At 62.4% G+C, this 15,633-nt stretch carries 15 protein-coding genes; 12 read left to right on the forward strand and 3 right to left on the reverse strand.

Annotation, left to right across the window (positions count from 1 at the left end):
- Window positions 1–12: 12 nt before the first annotated feature.
- The gene (locus DZK26_RS02210) at window positions 13–1,374 is read left to right on the forward strand and encodes a TolC family outer membrane protein (RefSeq protein ID WP_116897277.1); all 1,362 of its coding nucleotides are present in this window, start codon (window positions 13–15) and stop codon (window positions 1,372–1,374) included.
- A gap of 202 nt (window positions 1,375–1,576) precedes the next feature.
- Here the strand turns inward: DZK26_RS02210 and DZK26_RS02215 are convergent, their stop codons facing one another.
- Window positions 1,577–2,830, reverse strand: a complete 1,254-nt coding sequence (locus tag DZK26_RS02215) for a 3-deoxy-D-manno-octulosonic acid transferase (RefSeq protein ID WP_116897278.1) — start codon at window positions 2,828–2,830, stop codon at window positions 1,577–1,579.
- Window positions 2,831–2,902: 72 nt separating this feature from the next.
- Here DZK26_RS02215 and DZK26_RS02220 point away from each other — a divergent pair, with 72 nt between their 5' ends.
- Window positions 2,903–3,829, forward strand: a complete 927-nt coding sequence (locus DZK26_RS02220) for a lipid A biosynthesis lauroyl acyltransferase (RefSeq protein WP_116897279.1) — start codon at window positions 2,903–2,905, stop codon at window positions 3,827–3,829.
- Window positions 3,826–4,887, forward strand: coding sequence for a glycosyltransferase (locus DZK26_RS02225; protein WP_116897280.1), 1,062 nt, complete (start codon window positions 3,826–3,828; stop codon window positions 4,885–4,887). Before DZK26_RS02220 ends, DZK26_RS02225 begins: the two co-directional genes overlap by 4 nt.
- Here DZK26_RS02225 and DZK26_RS02230 read toward each other — a convergent pair.
- Both DZK26_RS02230 and DZK26_RS02235 read right to left on the reverse strand, forming a co-directional pair.
- A complete protein-coding gene (locus DZK26_RS02230; protein WP_116897281.1) occupies window positions 4,867–6,150 on the reverse strand; it encodes an O-antigen ligase in 1,284 nt (427 codons plus the stop codon). The two genes, DZK26_RS02225 and DZK26_RS02230, sit on opposite strands and share 21 nt — an antisense overlap.
- Window positions 6,143–7,045, reverse strand: coding sequence for a phosphoribosylaminoimidazolesuccinocarboxamide synthase (locus DZK26_RS02235; protein ID WP_258870815.1), 903 nt, complete (start codon window positions 7,043–7,045; stop codon window positions 6,143–6,145). The genes DZK26_RS02230 and DZK26_RS02235 overlap by 8 nt, the downstream gene beginning before the upstream one ends.
- A gap of 27 nt (window positions 7,046–7,072) precedes the next feature.
- Here DZK26_RS02235 and rpe point away from each other — a divergent pair, with 27 nt between their 5' ends.
- From rpe to DZK26_RS02280, 9 genes are all read left to right on the forward strand, one after another.
- Window positions 7,073–7,732, forward strand: coding sequence for a ribulose-phosphate 3-epimerase (gene rpe, locus DZK26_RS02240; RefSeq protein ID WP_116897282.1), 660 nt, complete (start codon window positions 7,073–7,075; stop codon window positions 7,730–7,732).
- Window positions 7,733–7,785: 53 nt separating this feature from the next.
- Complete coding sequence (locus DZK26_RS02245) at window positions 7,786–7,989, forward strand: hypothetical protein (protein ID WP_258870816.1); 204 nt, start codon at window positions 7,786–7,788, stop codon at window positions 7,987–7,989.
- The gene (locus DZK26_RS02250) at window positions 7,986–8,291 is read left to right on the forward strand and encodes a type II toxin-antitoxin system RelE/ParE family toxin (protein WP_116897284.1); all 306 of its coding nucleotides are present in this window, start codon (window positions 7,986–7,988) and stop codon (window positions 8,289–8,291) included. Before DZK26_RS02245 ends, DZK26_RS02250 begins: the two co-directional genes overlap by 4 nt.
- Before the next feature lie 345 nt (window positions 8,292–8,636).
- Window positions 8,637–10,124 (forward strand): anthranilate synthase component I, encoded by a 1,488-nt coding sequence (trpE, locus tag DZK26_RS02255; RefSeq protein ID WP_116897285.1) that lies wholly within the window; start codon window positions 8,637–8,639, stop codon window positions 10,122–10,124.
- Entirely contained in the window at window positions 10,121–10,705 is a 585-nt protein-coding gene (locus DZK26_RS02260) for an aminodeoxychorismate/anthranilate synthase component II (RefSeq protein WP_116897286.1), read from the forward strand. Before trpE ends, DZK26_RS02260 begins: the two co-directional genes overlap by 4 nt.
- A gap of 10 nt (window positions 10,706–10,715) precedes the next feature.
- A complete protein-coding gene (gene trpD, locus DZK26_RS02265; protein WP_116897287.1) occupies window positions 10,716–11,735 on the forward strand; it encodes an anthranilate phosphoribosyltransferase in 1,020 nt (339 codons plus the stop codon).
- Window positions 11,732–12,523, forward strand: coding sequence for an indole-3-glycerol phosphate synthase TrpC (trpC, locus tag DZK26_RS02270; protein ID WP_116897288.1), 792 nt, complete (start codon window positions 11,732–11,734; stop codon window positions 12,521–12,523). The genes trpD and trpC overlap by 4 nt, the downstream gene beginning before the upstream one ends.
- 636 nt (window positions 12,524–13,159) lie before the next feature.
- Complete coding sequence (locus tag DZK26_RS02275; protein WP_116897289.1) at window positions 13,160–14,329, forward strand: hypothetical protein; 1,170 nt, start codon at window positions 13,160–13,162, stop codon at window positions 14,327–14,329.
- 12 nt (window positions 14,330–14,341) lie between these two features.
- A complete protein-coding gene (locus DZK26_RS02280) occupies window positions 14,342–15,433 on the forward strand; it encodes a hypothetical protein (RefSeq protein ID WP_147306599.1) in 1,092 nt (363 codons plus the stop codon).
- Window positions 15,434–15,633 lie beyond the last annotated feature (200 nt).

Here is a 15,633-nt window from a genome sequence, read left to right on the forward strand (position 1 = left end):
TCTCAAGCCGGAATGACCATGATCAATCGCAAGCAAGTTTTTCTGTCCCTGGCCGTCGCCCTGGGGCTGAGTACTTCGGCCCAGGCCGTCGATCTGATGGGCGTCTATGAACTGGCCCAGAGCCACGACGCGGAAATCCGCGCTGCCGAACAACAGCTCAACGCTGCCGGTGAGAGCCCCGTGCAGGCACGGGCCAGCCTGCTGCCGACAGTCTCGGCCTCCGCCGGAAAAACCATTGGATCGTCGACCACGACCATCGCAGGAACGGAGCTGGACTCCGAAGACTCCGATACCGAGAACTGGGGCGTGACCTTGCGCCAGAGCATCTATGACGATGCCAACTACGGGCGTCTCGACCGCAGCCGGGCCGAGTTCAGCGCGGCCGAAGCCCAGTATCGCGAAGCCTGGCAGAACTTCCTGTTCCGCGTCTCGCAACGCTACTTCGACGTGCTGACCGCGCTCGATTCCGTGCGTTTCGCCAAGGCGGAAGAAACGGCGCTCAAGCGCCAGTTCGAACAGGCCGAGCAGCGTTTCGAAGTCGGCCTGGCCGCCGTGACCGACGTGCACGAAGCACGTGCTGTCTACGATGCCGCCCGTGCGCGGGTGATCACCGCCGAGAATGCGCTCGAAGACGCCCGAGATGCGCTGCGGGAAGTCGCCGGCGCCTGGTTCGAGAACTTCGCCCGCCTGGCCCAGGATATTCCACTGGACATGCCCGAGCCCTCCGACGTCGAGGAGTGGGTTGCTCGCGCGCTGGACTTCAATCCCCAGCTCCTGCAGCAGCGTTCACAGGTCGACGTCGCCCAGGCGGACTTGCGCATCGCCCGCGCCGGCCATCTGCCGACCCTGGGGCTGGAGGCCGGCTATACCGATTTCACCAACAACGAATGGGTCGGGCGCGATCCGGCGACGCAGGAACCGTTGGGGTCGGCGACGCTGGAAAATCAGGGCTGGGAAGTGGGCGTGACCCTCAACGTTCCGATCTTCTCCGGGTTCGCCACGCAGTCGCAGCGCCACCAGGCCGGCTATTCGCTGCGCGCCGCCGATGCCACCCTGTCGGCCACCCAGCGTTCGGTCAAACGCCAGACCGAAACGGCCTACCGCGCCATCGTGGCCGGCATCCAGGAAGTCGAGGCCCGTCGCCAGGCCCTGGTTTCGGCCGATAGCGCGCTCGAAGCCACCAACGCCGGCTTCGAAGTGGGCACCCGAACCATCGTGGACGTGCTCAACGCCGAGCAGCGTTTCTTCCAGGCCGAGCGCAACTACTCCGACGCACGCCACCAGTTCATTCTCAACCAGCTCCGCTTGCGCCAGTTCGCCGGCGTGCTCGAAGAAGACGACCTCACCTGGGTGAATCAGCTTCTCACCGATTGAATGTACGGAATCCTCTGAAAACGTAGCGAGCGGGTGGCTGACGGTGGCCGCCGGAGCGCAGGAACCGGAGTGTATATGCGAATACATGAGGATTCCGAGCACGCGCTTTACGGCACTACGCCTCGGCTTCTTTCCTGCGGAAAGCCGCCAAGGCTCCGTTGCCTACGCTGCCGGACGCCGTCAGGCGCACGCGCAGTAGTTTTCAGAGGATTCCATCGAGGAGTTTGAGGGTGCGGCGCACACTCCCGCGCCCGTTTTCCACCACCTCCAGCGCCGCGCGCCCGTATTCCAGCGCGCGCTGCGGATCCTCCCAGATCGACAACACCGCCCGGGCCAGCCCGTCGGCATCCTGCACTTCGATCAGCGCGCCGTTGTCGCGCAGGGCCTCGGCCGAGTCGGCCTGCTGATGCAGGTGCGCTCCGGCGATGACGGCCTTGCCGAAGGCGGCCGGTTCGAGCAGGTTGTGTCCGCCGATGTCGACCAGGCTGCCGCCGACGAAGGCGGCCGGTGCCGCCGCGTAGCAGGACAGCAGTATGCCGATGCGATCGACCAGCACGACGGCCGTTTCCAGCTCGATCAGCTGCCCGATGGGCTGATGCTTCAGGCCGGCTTTCTCGATCAGTGTCCGAATTTCGTCGCTGCGCTCGGGATGGCGGGGCGCGAGAATCAGCAGGGCCTCGGGTCGTCGTTCGCGCAGCCGCGCGTGGGCATCGAGCACGATCGCCTCCTCGCCCGGGCGCGTGCTGCCGGCCACCCAGGTTGGGCGCTCACCCCATTCGCTGCGCAGTTTGCGCACCGTCTCGCCCAGGTCGTCGGGAATGACACGGTCGAACTTGAGATTGCCCGCGACCGCGATCCGGTCTTCATCCAGGCCCAGTTCACCGAAGCGTCGCGCATCGTCCTCGCTCTGGCAGATGGCCAGGTCGACCGATGAAAGCGCGCCGGCAAACAGCGAGTGAAATCGCCGATAACGTTTCATGGCCGAGGGTGCCAGCCGGGCGTTGACCAGCACCAGGGGAATGGCGCGCTTGCTGCAGCCGCGATAGAGCTCCGGCCAGATCTCGGTTTCGGCTACCATGGCCAGCCGCGGCCGGATGCGCTTGAGCCAGCGACTGACGGCCCAGGGTGTGTCCAGCGGTGCGAAGACCGTGTCAACCCGGTCCCCGAAGCGCCGGATGGCCTCGGCCCGGCCGGTGACGGTCATCGTGCTGATGACCAGGCGATGATCCGGATAACGCTCGAGCATCGCCGTGACCAGGGCAGCGACGGCATTGACTTCGCCCACCGAGGCGGCGTGCAGCCACAGCACCGGCTGCTGGCTGTCGAGGCGGGGTACGCTGCCCAGACGTTCTCGCCAGCGTGCGCGCAGTTCGGCCGGGCCGGCAATCTTCCAGCGCAGCCACACAAGCGCAAGCGGCGCGATGAGCACAATGAGCAAACGGTAGACTGCAAGCATGACGGCGACGAGTTTACTTCATGATCCGGTCCCGGGCCGGATTGTCGGCTTCGGCGAGAGACGGTAATCCGCATGAGCGAATTCCTGACCTGGATCCTGCTTCAGCCGGCCCGGCTGCTCGGCCGATTGCCGCCGCGAGGGGCGCGGGCCGTGGTGCGTCCGCTGGGACCGCTGTTGGCATTGGCACTGCCGACGCGCCGCCGGATTGCCCGACGCAACTTCGAGCTTTGTTTTCCCGAAATGGAGCCGGCCGAGCGCCGTCGCCTGGTCAGGCGTCACTTTCGCTTCCTCGCCGAGATGCTGGCCGAAGGCGCCATCGCCTGGTGTCGCCCGGGCAAGCTGGACGAGCGCATCGGCACGGTCGAGGGCCTCGAGCACCTGGAGCAGGCGCGCGAGTTGGGTAAGGGCGTTTTGCTGTTGACCGGTCACTCAACCTCACTCGAACTGGCCGGGCGGCTGCTTTGCGAGCGCACGCCCACCTGGGGCGTCTATCGGCCGCAGGGCAATCGCACCGTCGAGGCGTTCCAGAACCGCGGCCGGCTGCGCTATGCGCAAGGCATGTTCCAGCGCAACGAGCTGCGCGCCATGGTGCGCCACCTGCGTGCAGGTCGCCTGCTCTGGTATGCCCCGGACCAGGATTTCGGGCCGAAGCGCTCGATCTTCGTGCCGTTCTTCGGCCTGGCCACCGCCACGGCCACCGGCATCGCCAACATGGCGCGCATGGGCAATGCCGTGGTACTGGGCATGTATCCGCTGCGCGATACCGAAAGCGGCCAGGTTCGGGTCGTGATCGAACCGCCCTTCGAGGATTTTCCCAGCGGCGACGACGAACAGGACCTGACCCGGTTCAACGCCTTCCTGGAACGACATATCCGACGCGACCCGGCCCAGTACTTCTGGGTCCACCGCCGCTTCAAGACGGCACCGCCGGGCGAGCCCGATCGTTATCCCGGCATTCGCCGGCGCCGCAGCCGCCGCAAGAAAAGGAAGTCGATGTGAGCGGGTGCGCCGATCGCATCCTCTTTGCCCCGGCCAGCGGGCCGGGTGGCAGCGGTGAGTACTACCGCTGCCTGGTGCTGGCCCGGACGATCGCCGATGAGACGCCCGGAATCGAGATCGAATTCCTGCTGCACGCCGAAGCGCGCGTCGAGCGTGACGAACGATTCGTCTATCACCCGCTTTCGGCCACCCCGGCCAGGGCCGGCGAGGAAGTGATCCGGCTGATGGAACAGCGCCGGCCCGCCCTGGTCGTATTCGATTGCACGGGACGGGTCGCCCAGTTCCGCGCGGCCCAGCGCCTCGGCGCCCGCGTTGCGTGGATCAGCAACCGCCCGCGCAAGCGGCTCAAGGGATTCCGTCCCCGGCAGATGCGCTGGATGGATCTGCACGTCATCATTGATTCCTTCTCGCCACAGCCGCGCCTGCACCGGCACGAGCGGCTGCTTCTCGGGTTCTTTCGAGGGGTCGACGTCGAACTGGTCCGTGGCGTGGTGCCCCGGCCCGATGACGCCGCGCTCGCACCCTGGTTGCCGGAGCTGCCCGACGAGCGCGAATTCGCCGTGTTCGTCGCCGGGGGCGGCGGCTATGAGCACGCCGGCCGGCCGATTCCCGAAATCTTCCTGGAAGCGGCCCGTCGCTTCAGGCGCGAAACCCGCATGCCGACCGTCGTCGTGATGGGCCCCCAGTATCGGGGCGAGGTCGATGCGGACCCGGAAGTGTCGGTGCTTGCCTCGCTGCCGACGGCAGCGCTCGGTGCCTTGCTGGCCCGATCGAAACTGGCCGTCATCGGAGCGGGTAACATGCTTTCCGGGCAGGCCCTGGCGGCCGGCGTGCCGCTGGTTGTCTCGGCCGTGGGCGGCCGTGATCAGCCGCGGCGCGTTGCCCGCCTGGAGCAGGCGGGCCGGGCGAAGGCTGCGCAACTCGATCCGGCTTTGTTGTGCGAGGCGGCCACGGCGGTGCTGCGCGAGCAGGAACAATCCCCGGCCCGAAGTGCACCGGCGGCTTCACGGAATGATGCGGAGCAGGTGGCGCGGCGCCTATTGCAACTGATCTCGTGACCGGCCGCTGCCGCAAGCCAGCGCGGTCGTCGTCGCGGCCAGAAACACGAACCAGACCACGCCGTCATTGCGCTCGAACAGAGACTCCGACAGCGCCAGCACCATGATGACCACGGTCGAGGCCAGAGCACACCAGGCCAGGTAGCGACACTGCCTGGAGTAGCGTCGGCTCAATGGCGAGACCAGCAGAAGGGGGCTCGCCAACAGCACGACCAGGAGTGCTGCCAGGCCGACGCCGCCTTCGATCAGGGCCGAGAGATACTGGTTGTGCGGGTGATCGTAGCGAAGCAGGTCTTCACCATAGGCGCCGGCCTGCACGGACTCGACCAGCGCGATCCGGTAGCTGCCCGAGCCCGTTCCGGTCATGGGCTCGGCGCTGATCAGGCCACCGGCGATTTCCCATAGCTGAACGCGTATCCCAAGCCCGCCGTTGCCGCTCTCGCCGGAGGCGATGACGCTCAGATCGGTCAGCGTTTCGTCCAGGCGGTCGCTCATCGGCAGGATGGGGTTGAGAAGCACCACCAGGCTCAGCGCGAGGACCACCACCGGCACGCCGATGCGCCAGCGAATGGGCTGGCCGGCGCCGGCGGTGAACAGGTAGACCGCCAGCAGCGCCGGAATGGCCAGCCAGGCCCCGCGCGAACCCGACAGGGCGTTGGCCACGAAGGCCGCGATGATCGCCACGCCCGTGAGCGAGCGCGCCAGGGTCGTCTGGCGTTCGTCGGCCAGCCGGGGAACCAGCATCAGGGCAAATGCCATCGAGAAGCCGCCGAAGTAGATCGGGTTGGTCGGACCCGTCACCCGGCCCTCGTAGTCGCCCACCTGGCCGGTCAGCGTGAACCACAGCGCATAGGCGCCGGCCAGCAGGCTGCCGGCCACCAGGCCGTTCCACCAGGCGGTCTCCAGGCCGTCGACGCGACGTAAAAACAGATACAGCGGCACGGCGGCCAGCAGCTTGGGCATGCGCTGGGCGGTGCTGGTGCCGCCGAAAGGCATGCCGTGAAGCGCCCAGGCGAGCAGCCATGCCGCGACAAAGACGACCACGGCACCGAGGAACAGCCACTCGAGACGATACAAGTCGTGTCGCCGCCATCCGTCGGGCTTGGGCAGCCAGATCAGGGCCAGCAAGACCAGGCCGGCGACGCCGACGTCCAGGGCATCGGGCACCACGAGACCCAGCGCCAGCGTCAGAAACAGCGCGGCGCCGGTCAGGCGGCCCAGGGTCGAGTCCGCCGCCACGCGTGTCAGCACGGGCTCACTCATGCGCCAGCAGTCGTTTCTCGGCCTCGCGGTAGCGCGCCACGGTCTGCTCGATGATTTCGGCAGGCAGTTTCGGCCCCGGAGCGGTCTTGTCCCAGTCCAGGGTTTCGAGGTAGTCGCGTACGAACTGCTTGTCGAAGCTCGGCGGGCTGATCCCCAAGCGCCACTCGTCGACCGGCCAGAAGCGGGAACTGTCCGGAGTAAGCAGTTCGTCGATCAGGTAGAGTTCGCCGTCGTCGTCGATGCCGAACTCGAACTTGGTGTCGGCGATGATGATGCCGCGATCACGCGCGAAGGCGGCCGCGCGACGGTAGATCGCCAGGCTGATGTCGCGGATTCTCAACGCCCGGTCGGCGCCGATCTGCTTCTGCATGGCCGCCATGTCGATGTTGACGTCGTGATCGCCCACGGCGGCCTTGGTCGAGGGCGTGAAGATCGGGTCGGGCAGGGCGGCGGCCTGCTCCAGGTTTTCGGGCAGGTCGATACCGCAGATGCCGCCGGTCTTTTGATAGTCCTTCCAGCCCGAGCCGGCCAGGTAACCGCGCACGATGGCCTCGACCGGCAGCGACTTCAGCCGTCGCACCAGCATGCTGCGCGGCGCCAGCTCGGCGGCCAGCTCCGCGCTGCCGACGACCTCGGCAAGGTCGTCGTCGAGCAGGTGGTTGGGCACCAGGTCGGCGAACTGGCTGAACCAGAAATTGGAGATGCGCGTGAGGATCTCGCCCTTGCCCGGGATCGGGTCGGGCAGGACGACATCGAAGGCCGACAAGCGGTCGGAGGCGACGATCAGCAATCGATCGTCGTCGACGGCGTAGATGTCGCGCACTTTGCCCTGGTGCAGCAGCTCCAGCGGCGGAACGGGGTAGTCGCTCACGTTGGCGGGTACAATGGAAAACAAACCCGAATTATACGCATGACCCCAGCCATGAAGCAGCCCACCCTGATCGCACCCAGCATTCTTTCCGCCGATTTCGCCCGCCTGGGCGAGGAAGTGACCAACGTGCTCGAAGCCGGCGCCGACTGGGTGCACTTCGACGTCATGGACAACCACTACGTGCCCAACCTGACCATCGGCCCCTTGGTCTGCCAAGCGCTCAGGAACCACGGCATTACCGCCCCCATCGACGTACACCTGATGGTCAAGCCGGTCGACCGCATCATTCCCGACTTCGCGGATGCGGGCGCGAGCGTGATCAGCTTCCATCCGGAAGCCAGCGAGCACGTCGACCGCACGCTCGCCCTGATCCGCGAGCAGGGCTGCCGCGCCGGCCTGGTCTTCAACCCGGCCACGCCGCTCGACATCCTCGAATGGGTGATCGACAAGGTCGACCTGGTGCTGATCATGTCGGTCAACCCCGGCTTTGGCGGCCAGAAGTTCATCCCCGCCGCCCTCGACAAGCTGCGCAAGGCGCGCGAAATCATCGACCAATCCGGCCGTGACATCCGCCTGGAGATCGACGGCGGCGTCAAAGCCGACAATGCCGCCGAAATCCGCGAAGCCGGTGCCGATACGCTGGTGGCCGGTTCCGCGATCTTCGGACAGGACGATTACGCCGAGGTCGTCCGTCAACTCCGCGGCAAGTAAGTCAGAGTGTCGGACGCCAAGCCCGCTAGGCCGAGAATATGCGAGCGTGTAAAATGAAATCCATGGCAGCGAACGCAGATACGGTTAAAACCAAGGCCCGGGAGCTGATCGATCAGTTGCCCGAGAATGCCACTTGGGACGATGTGGCCTACGAGGTTGCAGTCCGGCGTTCAATTGAGAAAGGGCTGGCAGACCTTGATGCCGGTCGCGTTTACACAAGTGAAGCTCTACTGGATTCCCTTGGTTTGATTGAATGACTGTTCTTTGGTCGGCTGAGGCGAAGTCACGGCTCGCGGCCATTCATGAGCATGTCGCCAATGATTCCCCCCTAGATGCCGAAGCCTTGATCAGACGCCTGATCGATCGCGTCGTCCAACTGGAAAGTGCACCTCATAGCGGTCGCAGAGTGCCCGAATATCCGGACACCAACTTGCGGGAACTGCTGTCCCGGCCCTATCGGATCATTTACCGCCAAGGCGCGGAATACCTGGAAGTCGTCACCGTGATGCACTACCGACAACAGCTGCCGGGCAATCCACAAGAGCTTCGCTCTCCCTGAGGCCGACGCCAAACGTCATCTCGGACCCCCATCCGGGATCTCGCACATTCATGCCGGCACGGCCAAACTCAGTGCCACCCGGAGCGTGCGAGGCCCCGGACAACCGCTTCGCGGTTTCCGGGGCGACAATGTTGTCTGAACGCGAAACCGACGCCAAGTGTCGTCCCGGACCCCGATCCGGGACCCCGCACACTTACGCCGGCACGGCCAAACTCACTACCAGCCGAACCGTGCGAGGCCCCGGATAACCGCTTCGCGGTTTCCGGGACGACATGGTTGCTGTTGATAGCCAGCCCCCACCCGGGCGCTTACAATACGTGGCTTGCTTGCAGTAACGGATGCCCGGTGGACTCTGCCCGCTTCGAACAACTCGCCCGCGAAGGCTACAACCGCATCCCGGTCTGGCGCTCGATCGCCGCCGACCTGGATACGCCACTGTCGGTCTACCTGAAGCTGGCCGACGGGCCCAACGCCTTTTTGTTGGAATCTGTCGAGGGCGGCGAGAACTGGGGCCGTTATTCAATCATCGGCCTGCCGTGCCGCCGCTCTTGGCGCGCGACGGGGCGCAAGCTCGAAGCGCTGGAATACGGTCGCGTCATCGAGCGCGCCGACGACGTCGACCCGCTCACCGAGATCGACGCCCTGATCAAAAGCCGCCAGGCCCCCGAGCTGGACGAGCTGCCCGGTTTCGCCGGCGGCCTGGTGGGCTACTTCGGCTACGAGACCGTCGCCCATCTGGAGCCTAAGCTGGACTTCTCGGCCAAGCCCGACGAGCTGGGCGTGCCCGAGATTCTGCTGCTGGAAGCCGAGGAACTGGCCGTGTTCGACAACCTGGCCGGCCGGCTGTACCTGATCGTCAACGCCGACCCCGACGAGCCGCGCGCCTGGGACACGGCCTGCCGCCGCCTCGACCAGCTCACCCATCGCCTGCGCTGCGGCTCGCCGGGCTACCCGCCGGCACCCGCGGAAACTCCCAACGAAGACGACTTCCGCTTCGGCTTCGCCGAAAAAGACTTCAAGGACGCCGTCGCGCGCATCAAGCAATACATCCTCGACGGTGACACCATGCAGGTGGTGCTGTCCCAGCGCATGAGCGTGGACCTGGCCGCCCGGCCGCTCGACGTCTACCGGGCGCTGAGAAGCCTCAACCCCTCGCCCTACATGTACTTCTTCGACTTTCATGACGAGCGCGGCGACTTCCAGGTCGTCGGCTCCTCGCCGGAAGTGCTGGTGCGCGTGTCCGACCGCGAGGCCATGGTGCGCCCCATCGCCGGCACCCGCCCGCGCGGCAAGACGGCCGAAGAGGACCGCCGCCTGGAAGAAGAACTCAAGGCCGACCCCAAGGAACTGGCCGAGCACCTGATGCTGATTGATCTCGGCCGAAACGATATCGGCCGGATTGCTGCCACCGGCACGGTCGAGCTGACCGACCGCATGGTCATCGAGCGCTACTCGCACGTCATGCACCTGGTCTCGGAAGTCCACGGCCAGCTCGATACCGACATGAGCGCCATTGATGTCCTGCGCGCCACCTTCCCGGCCGGCACGCTCTCGGGCGCGCCGAAAGTGCGCGCGATGGAAATCCTCAACGAACTCGAGCCGGTTCGCCGCGGCGTCTACGCCGGCGCGGTCGGCCACCTGGACTGGCACGGCAACGCGGACCTGGCCATCGCCATCCGCACCGCGCTGGTGAAAGACCACACCCTGCACCTGCAGGCCGGCGCCGGCATCGTCGCCGATTCCGACCCGCAGGCCGAATGGGAAGAAACCATGAACAAGGGCCGCGCGCTGATCCGCGCCGTGGCCGAGGCCGGCGGAGGGCTGCACCGATGAAGGTGCTGATGATCGACAACTACGACTCGTTCACCTACAACCTGGTGCAGTACCTGGGCGAGCTGGGCGCGGACGTGCACACCGTGCGCAACGACGCCATCGACATCGCCGGCATCCGCGAAATGGCGCCCGACCGCATCGTGCTCTCGCCGGGCCCGTGCACGCCCAACGAGGCGGGTGTGTGCCTGGCCGTGGTCAAGCAACTGGCCGGCGTGTTCCCGATACTCGGAGTCTGCCTGGGCCACCAGGCCATCGGCCAGGCCTTCGGCGGTGAGGTGGTGCGCGCAAGAGAGGTCATGCACGGCAAGGTCTCGCACATGCACCACACCGACCAGGGCGTGTTCGCCGGCCTGGGCAACCCCTTCGAGGCCACGCGCTACCATTCGCTGATCGTCGCGCGCGAGAGCTTGCCGGACTGCCTGGAAGAGACCGCCTGGACCGAGCGGAAAGGCGAGCGCGACGAGATCATGGGTTTTAAGCACAAGGAACTGCCCGTCGAGGGCGTGCAGTTCCACCCCGAATCGATCCTCACCCGCCACGGCCACGAGCTGCTGAAGAACTTTCTGGACCAAAAGCAATGAAGACAATCCGATGACCGCCATCAAGCAGGCCCTCAACGAACTGGCCGAAGGCCGCGACCTCGAAGGCGAGCTGATGCGATCGGCCATGCACGAGATCATGGCCGGCGAAGCCGACCCGGCGCAGGTCGGCGGCTTCCTGATGGCGCTGCGCGTCAAGGGCGAGACACCGATCGAGATCGCCGCCGCCGCCGAAGTCATGCGCCAGGTCGCCCAGCGCGTCGACATCGACCGCGAGGGCCTGACCGACATCGTCGGCACCGGCGGCGACGGCGCCTCGCTGTTCAATGTCTCCACGGCTTCCGCCTTCGCCGCGGCCGCCGCCGGCGTGCGCGTGGCCAAGCACGGCAACCGCTCCGTATCCAGCAAGTCGGGTGCCGCCGACGTGCTCGAAGCCGCCGGCTGCCGGCTCGACCTCACCCCCGAACAGGTCGCCATCCTCATCGACGAACTCGGCGTGGGTTTTTTGTTCGCGCCGCAGCACCACACGGCCATGAAGCACGCCATCGGCCCGCGCAAGGCGCTGGGCTTGCGAACCCTGTTCAACCTGCTCGGCCCCCTGACCAACCCGGCCGCCGCGCCCAACCAGGTGCTGGGCGTGTATGCCCCGGAACTGGTCCTGCCCCTGGCCGAGGTGATGCACGCCCTGGGCAGCCGCCACGTGATCGTCGTCCACAGCCACGACGGCCTGGACGAAATCTCGATTGTCGAGCCCACCAAGGCCGCCGAACTGAAGGACGGCGAGATCCGCGAGATCGAGATCCAGCCCAACGACTACGGCATCAAGCACAACACCCTGGCCGCGCTACAGGTCAGCGACGCAAAAGAAAGCCTGGCCCTGGTCGAAGCCGCCCTGGGCGGCGAGCCGGGCCCGGCCGCCGACATGGTCGCGCTCAACGCGGGTGCGGCCATCTACGTCTCCGGCCGCGCCGAAAGCCTGGAAGAAGGCATCAAACAGGCCCAGGACATCCTGGCCACCGGTGTGGGCCTGGAACGCCTCAAGCAATACGCCAACCGGAGCTACGCCCTGTGAGCTCGGATATCCTCAAGACCATCCTCGAAGCCAAGAGGCAAGAAGTCGAACGCCGCCGCTCCGACCGGCCGCTCGACGAACTCAAAGCCATCGTCAAGGACCTGCCGCCGTGCCGTGACTTCGCCGGCGAACTCAAAACCCGCGCGGCCGCCACCCAGGACGCCGTCATCGCCGAGGTCAAGCGCGCCTCGCCGTCGGCCGGCATCATCCGCCCCGACTTCGACCCCGAAGCGATCGCCAAGAGCTACCAGGCCGGCGGCGCCACCTGCCTGTCGGTGCTCACCGACGAGGGCTTCTTCGGCGGCCAGTCCGCCTTCCTGGTCGAGGCAAGAGCGGCCTGCCGCCTGCCGGTGCTGAGAAAGGACTTCATCATCGACCCCTGGCAGGTCGTCGAGACCCGCGCGATTGGCTCGGACGCCCTGCTGCTGATCGTCGCCGCACTCAACGACGACCAGCTCGCCGAGCTGTCCGAGCTGGGCAAGGAGCTGGGCCTGGCCGTGTTGGTGGAAGTGCATGACGAGGAGGAGATGGAGCGGGCGTTGAAGGTGCCAGGGGACTTGGTGGGGATCAATAATCGGGATTTGCATCGGTTTGTCACGGACTTGGAGACTACGCTAAGGTTGGCGCCGATGGTGCCTAAAGACAGGCTGGTGGTTTCGGAGAGTGGGATTCACAGCCCTGAAGACATCAAGAAGCTGCAAGACGGAGGGATTGGGGCGTTTTTGATTGGGGAGGTTTTTATGCGGGCGGAGGAGCCGGGGAAGGCGTTGGCTCGGCTGATCGATTGATTCCATGACTTCGCCTGAGCTTGCACAACCTTACGACAAATTGATATGCCGACTACTGTCCCGCCGAGGCAGTTTCATGCACTACGCTGCCGCCCGATGGTAAGCAGCACTCTAAGTCTACGTGCGATTCGCCCCCACTTTGAGCGTCGTGGCCATGGTAAGTGCTCGTAATGAGCGCTATCGCCTCAAACAAACGCGAGATTCGCTATCTCTCTTGTCGTAGATGAAATTTAGGAAAAACGAAATCTGTTCGCCCTGCAGATTGCGACAGCAGGAAAGAACGAGCCAAAATGCTTCCTGATATCGGCCGCATTAGAAATTCGACGCTGTTGTGTCGCTATAGGTGAGCCTGGAATCAGGCAAACATCGCCTTTATACTTCACCATGCTCCTAGAAATAAGCGATAAGGGCTGCTCTTGCGTAAACAGGTCGGCCAACATATTTGCACTGACGCTTGGAACGCGCCACGAGCATAAATAACACGAGAAATCCGCCGGAAGTGGAAAGAAAGACACCAAAAGGATGTCAAGTAGCTTTTCGGGCATGGCTAAATTCTAATGCCCGATTTGGGGTGATGGAGTTCGATGCCAAGACCGAAAGTCGATGAAACGCGCTGGCTGAATAGAAGGAATATGTATGGATATTGTTTCAACATTCGCTGATGAGCGAATTAATTCGACCAATCTCCTAGTGGAAATGTCGATAGATGAATATACGAGAATTGCGTCTCACGTATTGGATAAGAACGAGTTCCAGAGAAAGCGTGTGAGGTCTTCTAAAACTATCTATTCCCTCTTGAAGAAAGATCTTCAAATCGGCTGCGTGATCCCGCCCCTCGTTCTTGCATTGAATCGAGATGTGTCAGCGCAAGACGACGCAGGAGAAACTTTACTCGAAACCCAAAAGAATGAGCCTGATTCGTTTGTGATCCTCGATGGATTGCAGCGCACATATACAATGCTCGATATTATTGATGAGTTGACTGAAGCCGGTGATCAGAAGGCACTTGCAGCCTTTAAGAACAGACTGCTGCGTGTTGAAGTCTATATTGGGATTAATCGACTCGGCATATTATATCGAATGCTCACTTTAAATACTGGCCAGACCCCGATGTCTTTGAGACAACAGATTGAAATACTATATCTCGATTATGTTGCGGCTGACGTCGATGATATCGAGCTCATAAAGGAGGCTGATAATCGTGTTGCTGCGCAGAGGAATCAGTTTAACTTTAAAGACACCGTGGAAGGCTTCAACTCTTACATCGAGCGGAGCGAACTGCCAATCGGCCGTGCCGATATATTAGAGAACGTTCAGAGCCTGGAGAAGCTTGCAGACGAAAACGCACAGGCGGATCTGTTCGAAGAATATCTTCGATCAGTAAATGCGGTTCTTAGGCGAATGTTTGAGTTGTGTCAGGATGCAGAGGTCTCGGAAGATTATATAGCGCGCTACGGAGTGCCCTTTGGTAAGAACGTACAACAGATTTTTAAGCGTCCGCAAGCGCTTTCGGGGTATGGCGCTGCGGCCGGTCGTTTAAAAGACTTCGCTCTGATTGACGGGTTTGAAGAATTATACGAAATGGCTTCTCAGCTGCGGCTGGAGGAAAGTCCAGTCGAATTTATTGAGCGGTTCAATGAGAAGCTTTCCGAAATCAAATCCCAAAGTAAAAAGATTGGTAATGCGCAGAGGATGTTTTTCCAATATTTCTACAGAGAGGCTTTTAATAAAGAAGGGGATAGTTATCTGAACCTTTATCAATCTATTGACACCGCTTATCAAAAGTACCTTAGTCAAACTGTATAGCTGGCACGGTATATGACTGTTGATTTTGAATGGTTATCAGAATGTGCTGTCCTGGCTTGGGGGGGTGAACGTGGGCGCATTGAGAAGCTTGCTGTTCCTTTCCCACATTCTTATGCCCCAAAAACGAATGACCCTCGAAATTATCTTGTAGCTTTCTATAGGCGGGAGGGCTTGAGGGAAAGTGATATCCGTGAGATCTACTGTGGATCGGGGCGACGAGGCTTCCTGATTCCCTTGCAGGCAATTGGTTCAAATAGTCACGATTACGCGGGGAACCAGCATTTTGCTGTGTACGCAGGGCGTGTTCTTGAAAGCATTTGTGACGATAGAGAGTGGCAGAGCATTCGCTCGGCATATCTGGCCGGCGCTTCTTTAGAAGAGGAGCCGGTTGGCTTGGACGAGCTGATCGGTAGCGACGTGGCGGCGGTGTGTATATATAAGCCTTGGATGCGTGACGTCGAGACGATTGATGGCTATGGGCCTAGTTTGATGAGGCGTGGTCTATTGCCATTAGATGGGGCTCCGGACGGGTTCTCCTGGCTTGCCTCTATGCCTTTCGATGAAGGTACTAAGCTCCAAGTTAGAATGAGCCCACTGTACATGGATATGCCAGTGGAGCTTAGGCGTATAATTTACTTTACACTTCCGACTCAGCAAGATGTGGTAGTGCAGTTTTTCCTCCTATACCAGATCATTGAGTGGTTTATAAAGTTCTTTTTTGAGCAGGTCGGAAAGGATTTCTTTCTCAAGATACAAGATATGCCAGAGCCTAGTGTCCAGCAGGTAAGGGACTTTATTAAGCACGTGCAAGATCTCTCATCCGAGAAGAATCGGTTGGCAAAGTTATTTGAGATTTGCAATGTTGACTCTAGGGACAGGGCGGACTTCACTCGTAGTGCGGGAGAGTTTATACGCGATTGTCAGGAAAGGTCGGAGAAGACTGACCTGGCAAGCCGGTTATATCAAGTTAGAAATCTAGTTGTTCATAATTCCCATGGTATTAGCCAAAAAGCTAGGATGCATTTGGAAACGGCAAACGAATGTTTTTTTCGCATCTGCATGGATCTGTGCGAAGAGATAGATGAACATATTGCCGAAAAGTAGGTTGAATGTAAGAATCGAGTAATTACCCGACACTCGGGGTCTCCGATAGCTCCGATTACTCCGCCTCTGCGACCTCGGGTTTGGGCTCCTTCGGAACGATCGGCGGCAACTTCTTTCAGCCCAATGCATCAGAAACCAGGACACCGTGAATTCACACAATAACCGCGACACTCACGTTGTGATGCACCTCGTAAGGCGTC

Source organism: Wenzhouxiangella sp. 15190, assembly GCF_003417465.1.
Lineage (GTDB): Bacteria > Pseudomonadota > Gammaproteobacteria > Xanthomonadales > Wenzhouxiangellaceae > Wenzhouxiangella.

What these genes read in the sequence shown, in the direction of transcription:
- DZK26_RS02210 (WP_116897277.1), top strand. Translation starts at nt 13, where the DNA reads ATGACCATGATCAATCGCAAGCAAGTTTTTCTGTCCCTGGCCGTCGCC.
- DZK26_RS02215 (WP_116897278.1), bottom strand. Translation starts at nt 2,830, where the DNA reads ATGCTTGCAGTCTACCGTTTGCTCATTGTGCTCATCGCGCCGCTTGCG.
- DZK26_RS02220 (WP_116897279.1), top strand. Translation starts at nt 2,903, where the DNA reads ATGAGCGAATTCCTGACCTGGATCCTGCTTCAGCCGGCCCGGCTGCTC.
- DZK26_RS02230 (WP_116897281.1), bottom strand. Translation starts at nt 6,150, where the DNA reads ATGAGTGAGCCCGTGCTGACACGCGTGGCGGCGGACTCGACCCTGGGC.
- rpe (WP_116897282.1), top strand. Translation starts at nt 7,073, where the DNA reads ATGAAGCAGCCCACCCTGATCGCACCCAGCATTCTTTCCGCCGATTTC.
- DZK26_RS02245 (WP_258870816.1), top strand. Translation starts at nt 7,786, where the DNA reads ATGAAATCCATGGCAGCGAACGCAGATACGGTTAAAACCAAGGCCCGG.
- DZK26_RS02250 (WP_116897284.1), top strand. Translation starts at nt 7,986, where the DNA reads ATGACTGTTCTTTGGTCGGCTGAGGCGAAGTCACGGCTCGCGGCCATT.
- DZK26_RS02260 (WP_116897286.1), top strand. Translation starts at nt 10,121, where the DNA reads ATGAAGGTGCTGATGATCGACAACTACGACTCGTTCACCTACAACCTG.
- trpD (WP_116897287.1), top strand. Translation starts at nt 10,716, where the DNA reads ATGACCGCCATCAAGCAGGCCCTCAACGAACTGGCCGAAGGCCGCGAC.
- DZK26_RS02275 (WP_116897289.1), top strand. Translation starts at nt 13,160, where the DNA reads ATGGATATTGTTTCAACATTCGCTGATGAGCGAATTAATTCGACCAAT.
- DZK26_RS02280 (WP_147306599.1), top strand. Translation starts at nt 14,342, where the DNA reads ATGACTGTTGATTTTGAATGGTTATCAGAATGTGCTGTCCTGGCTTGG.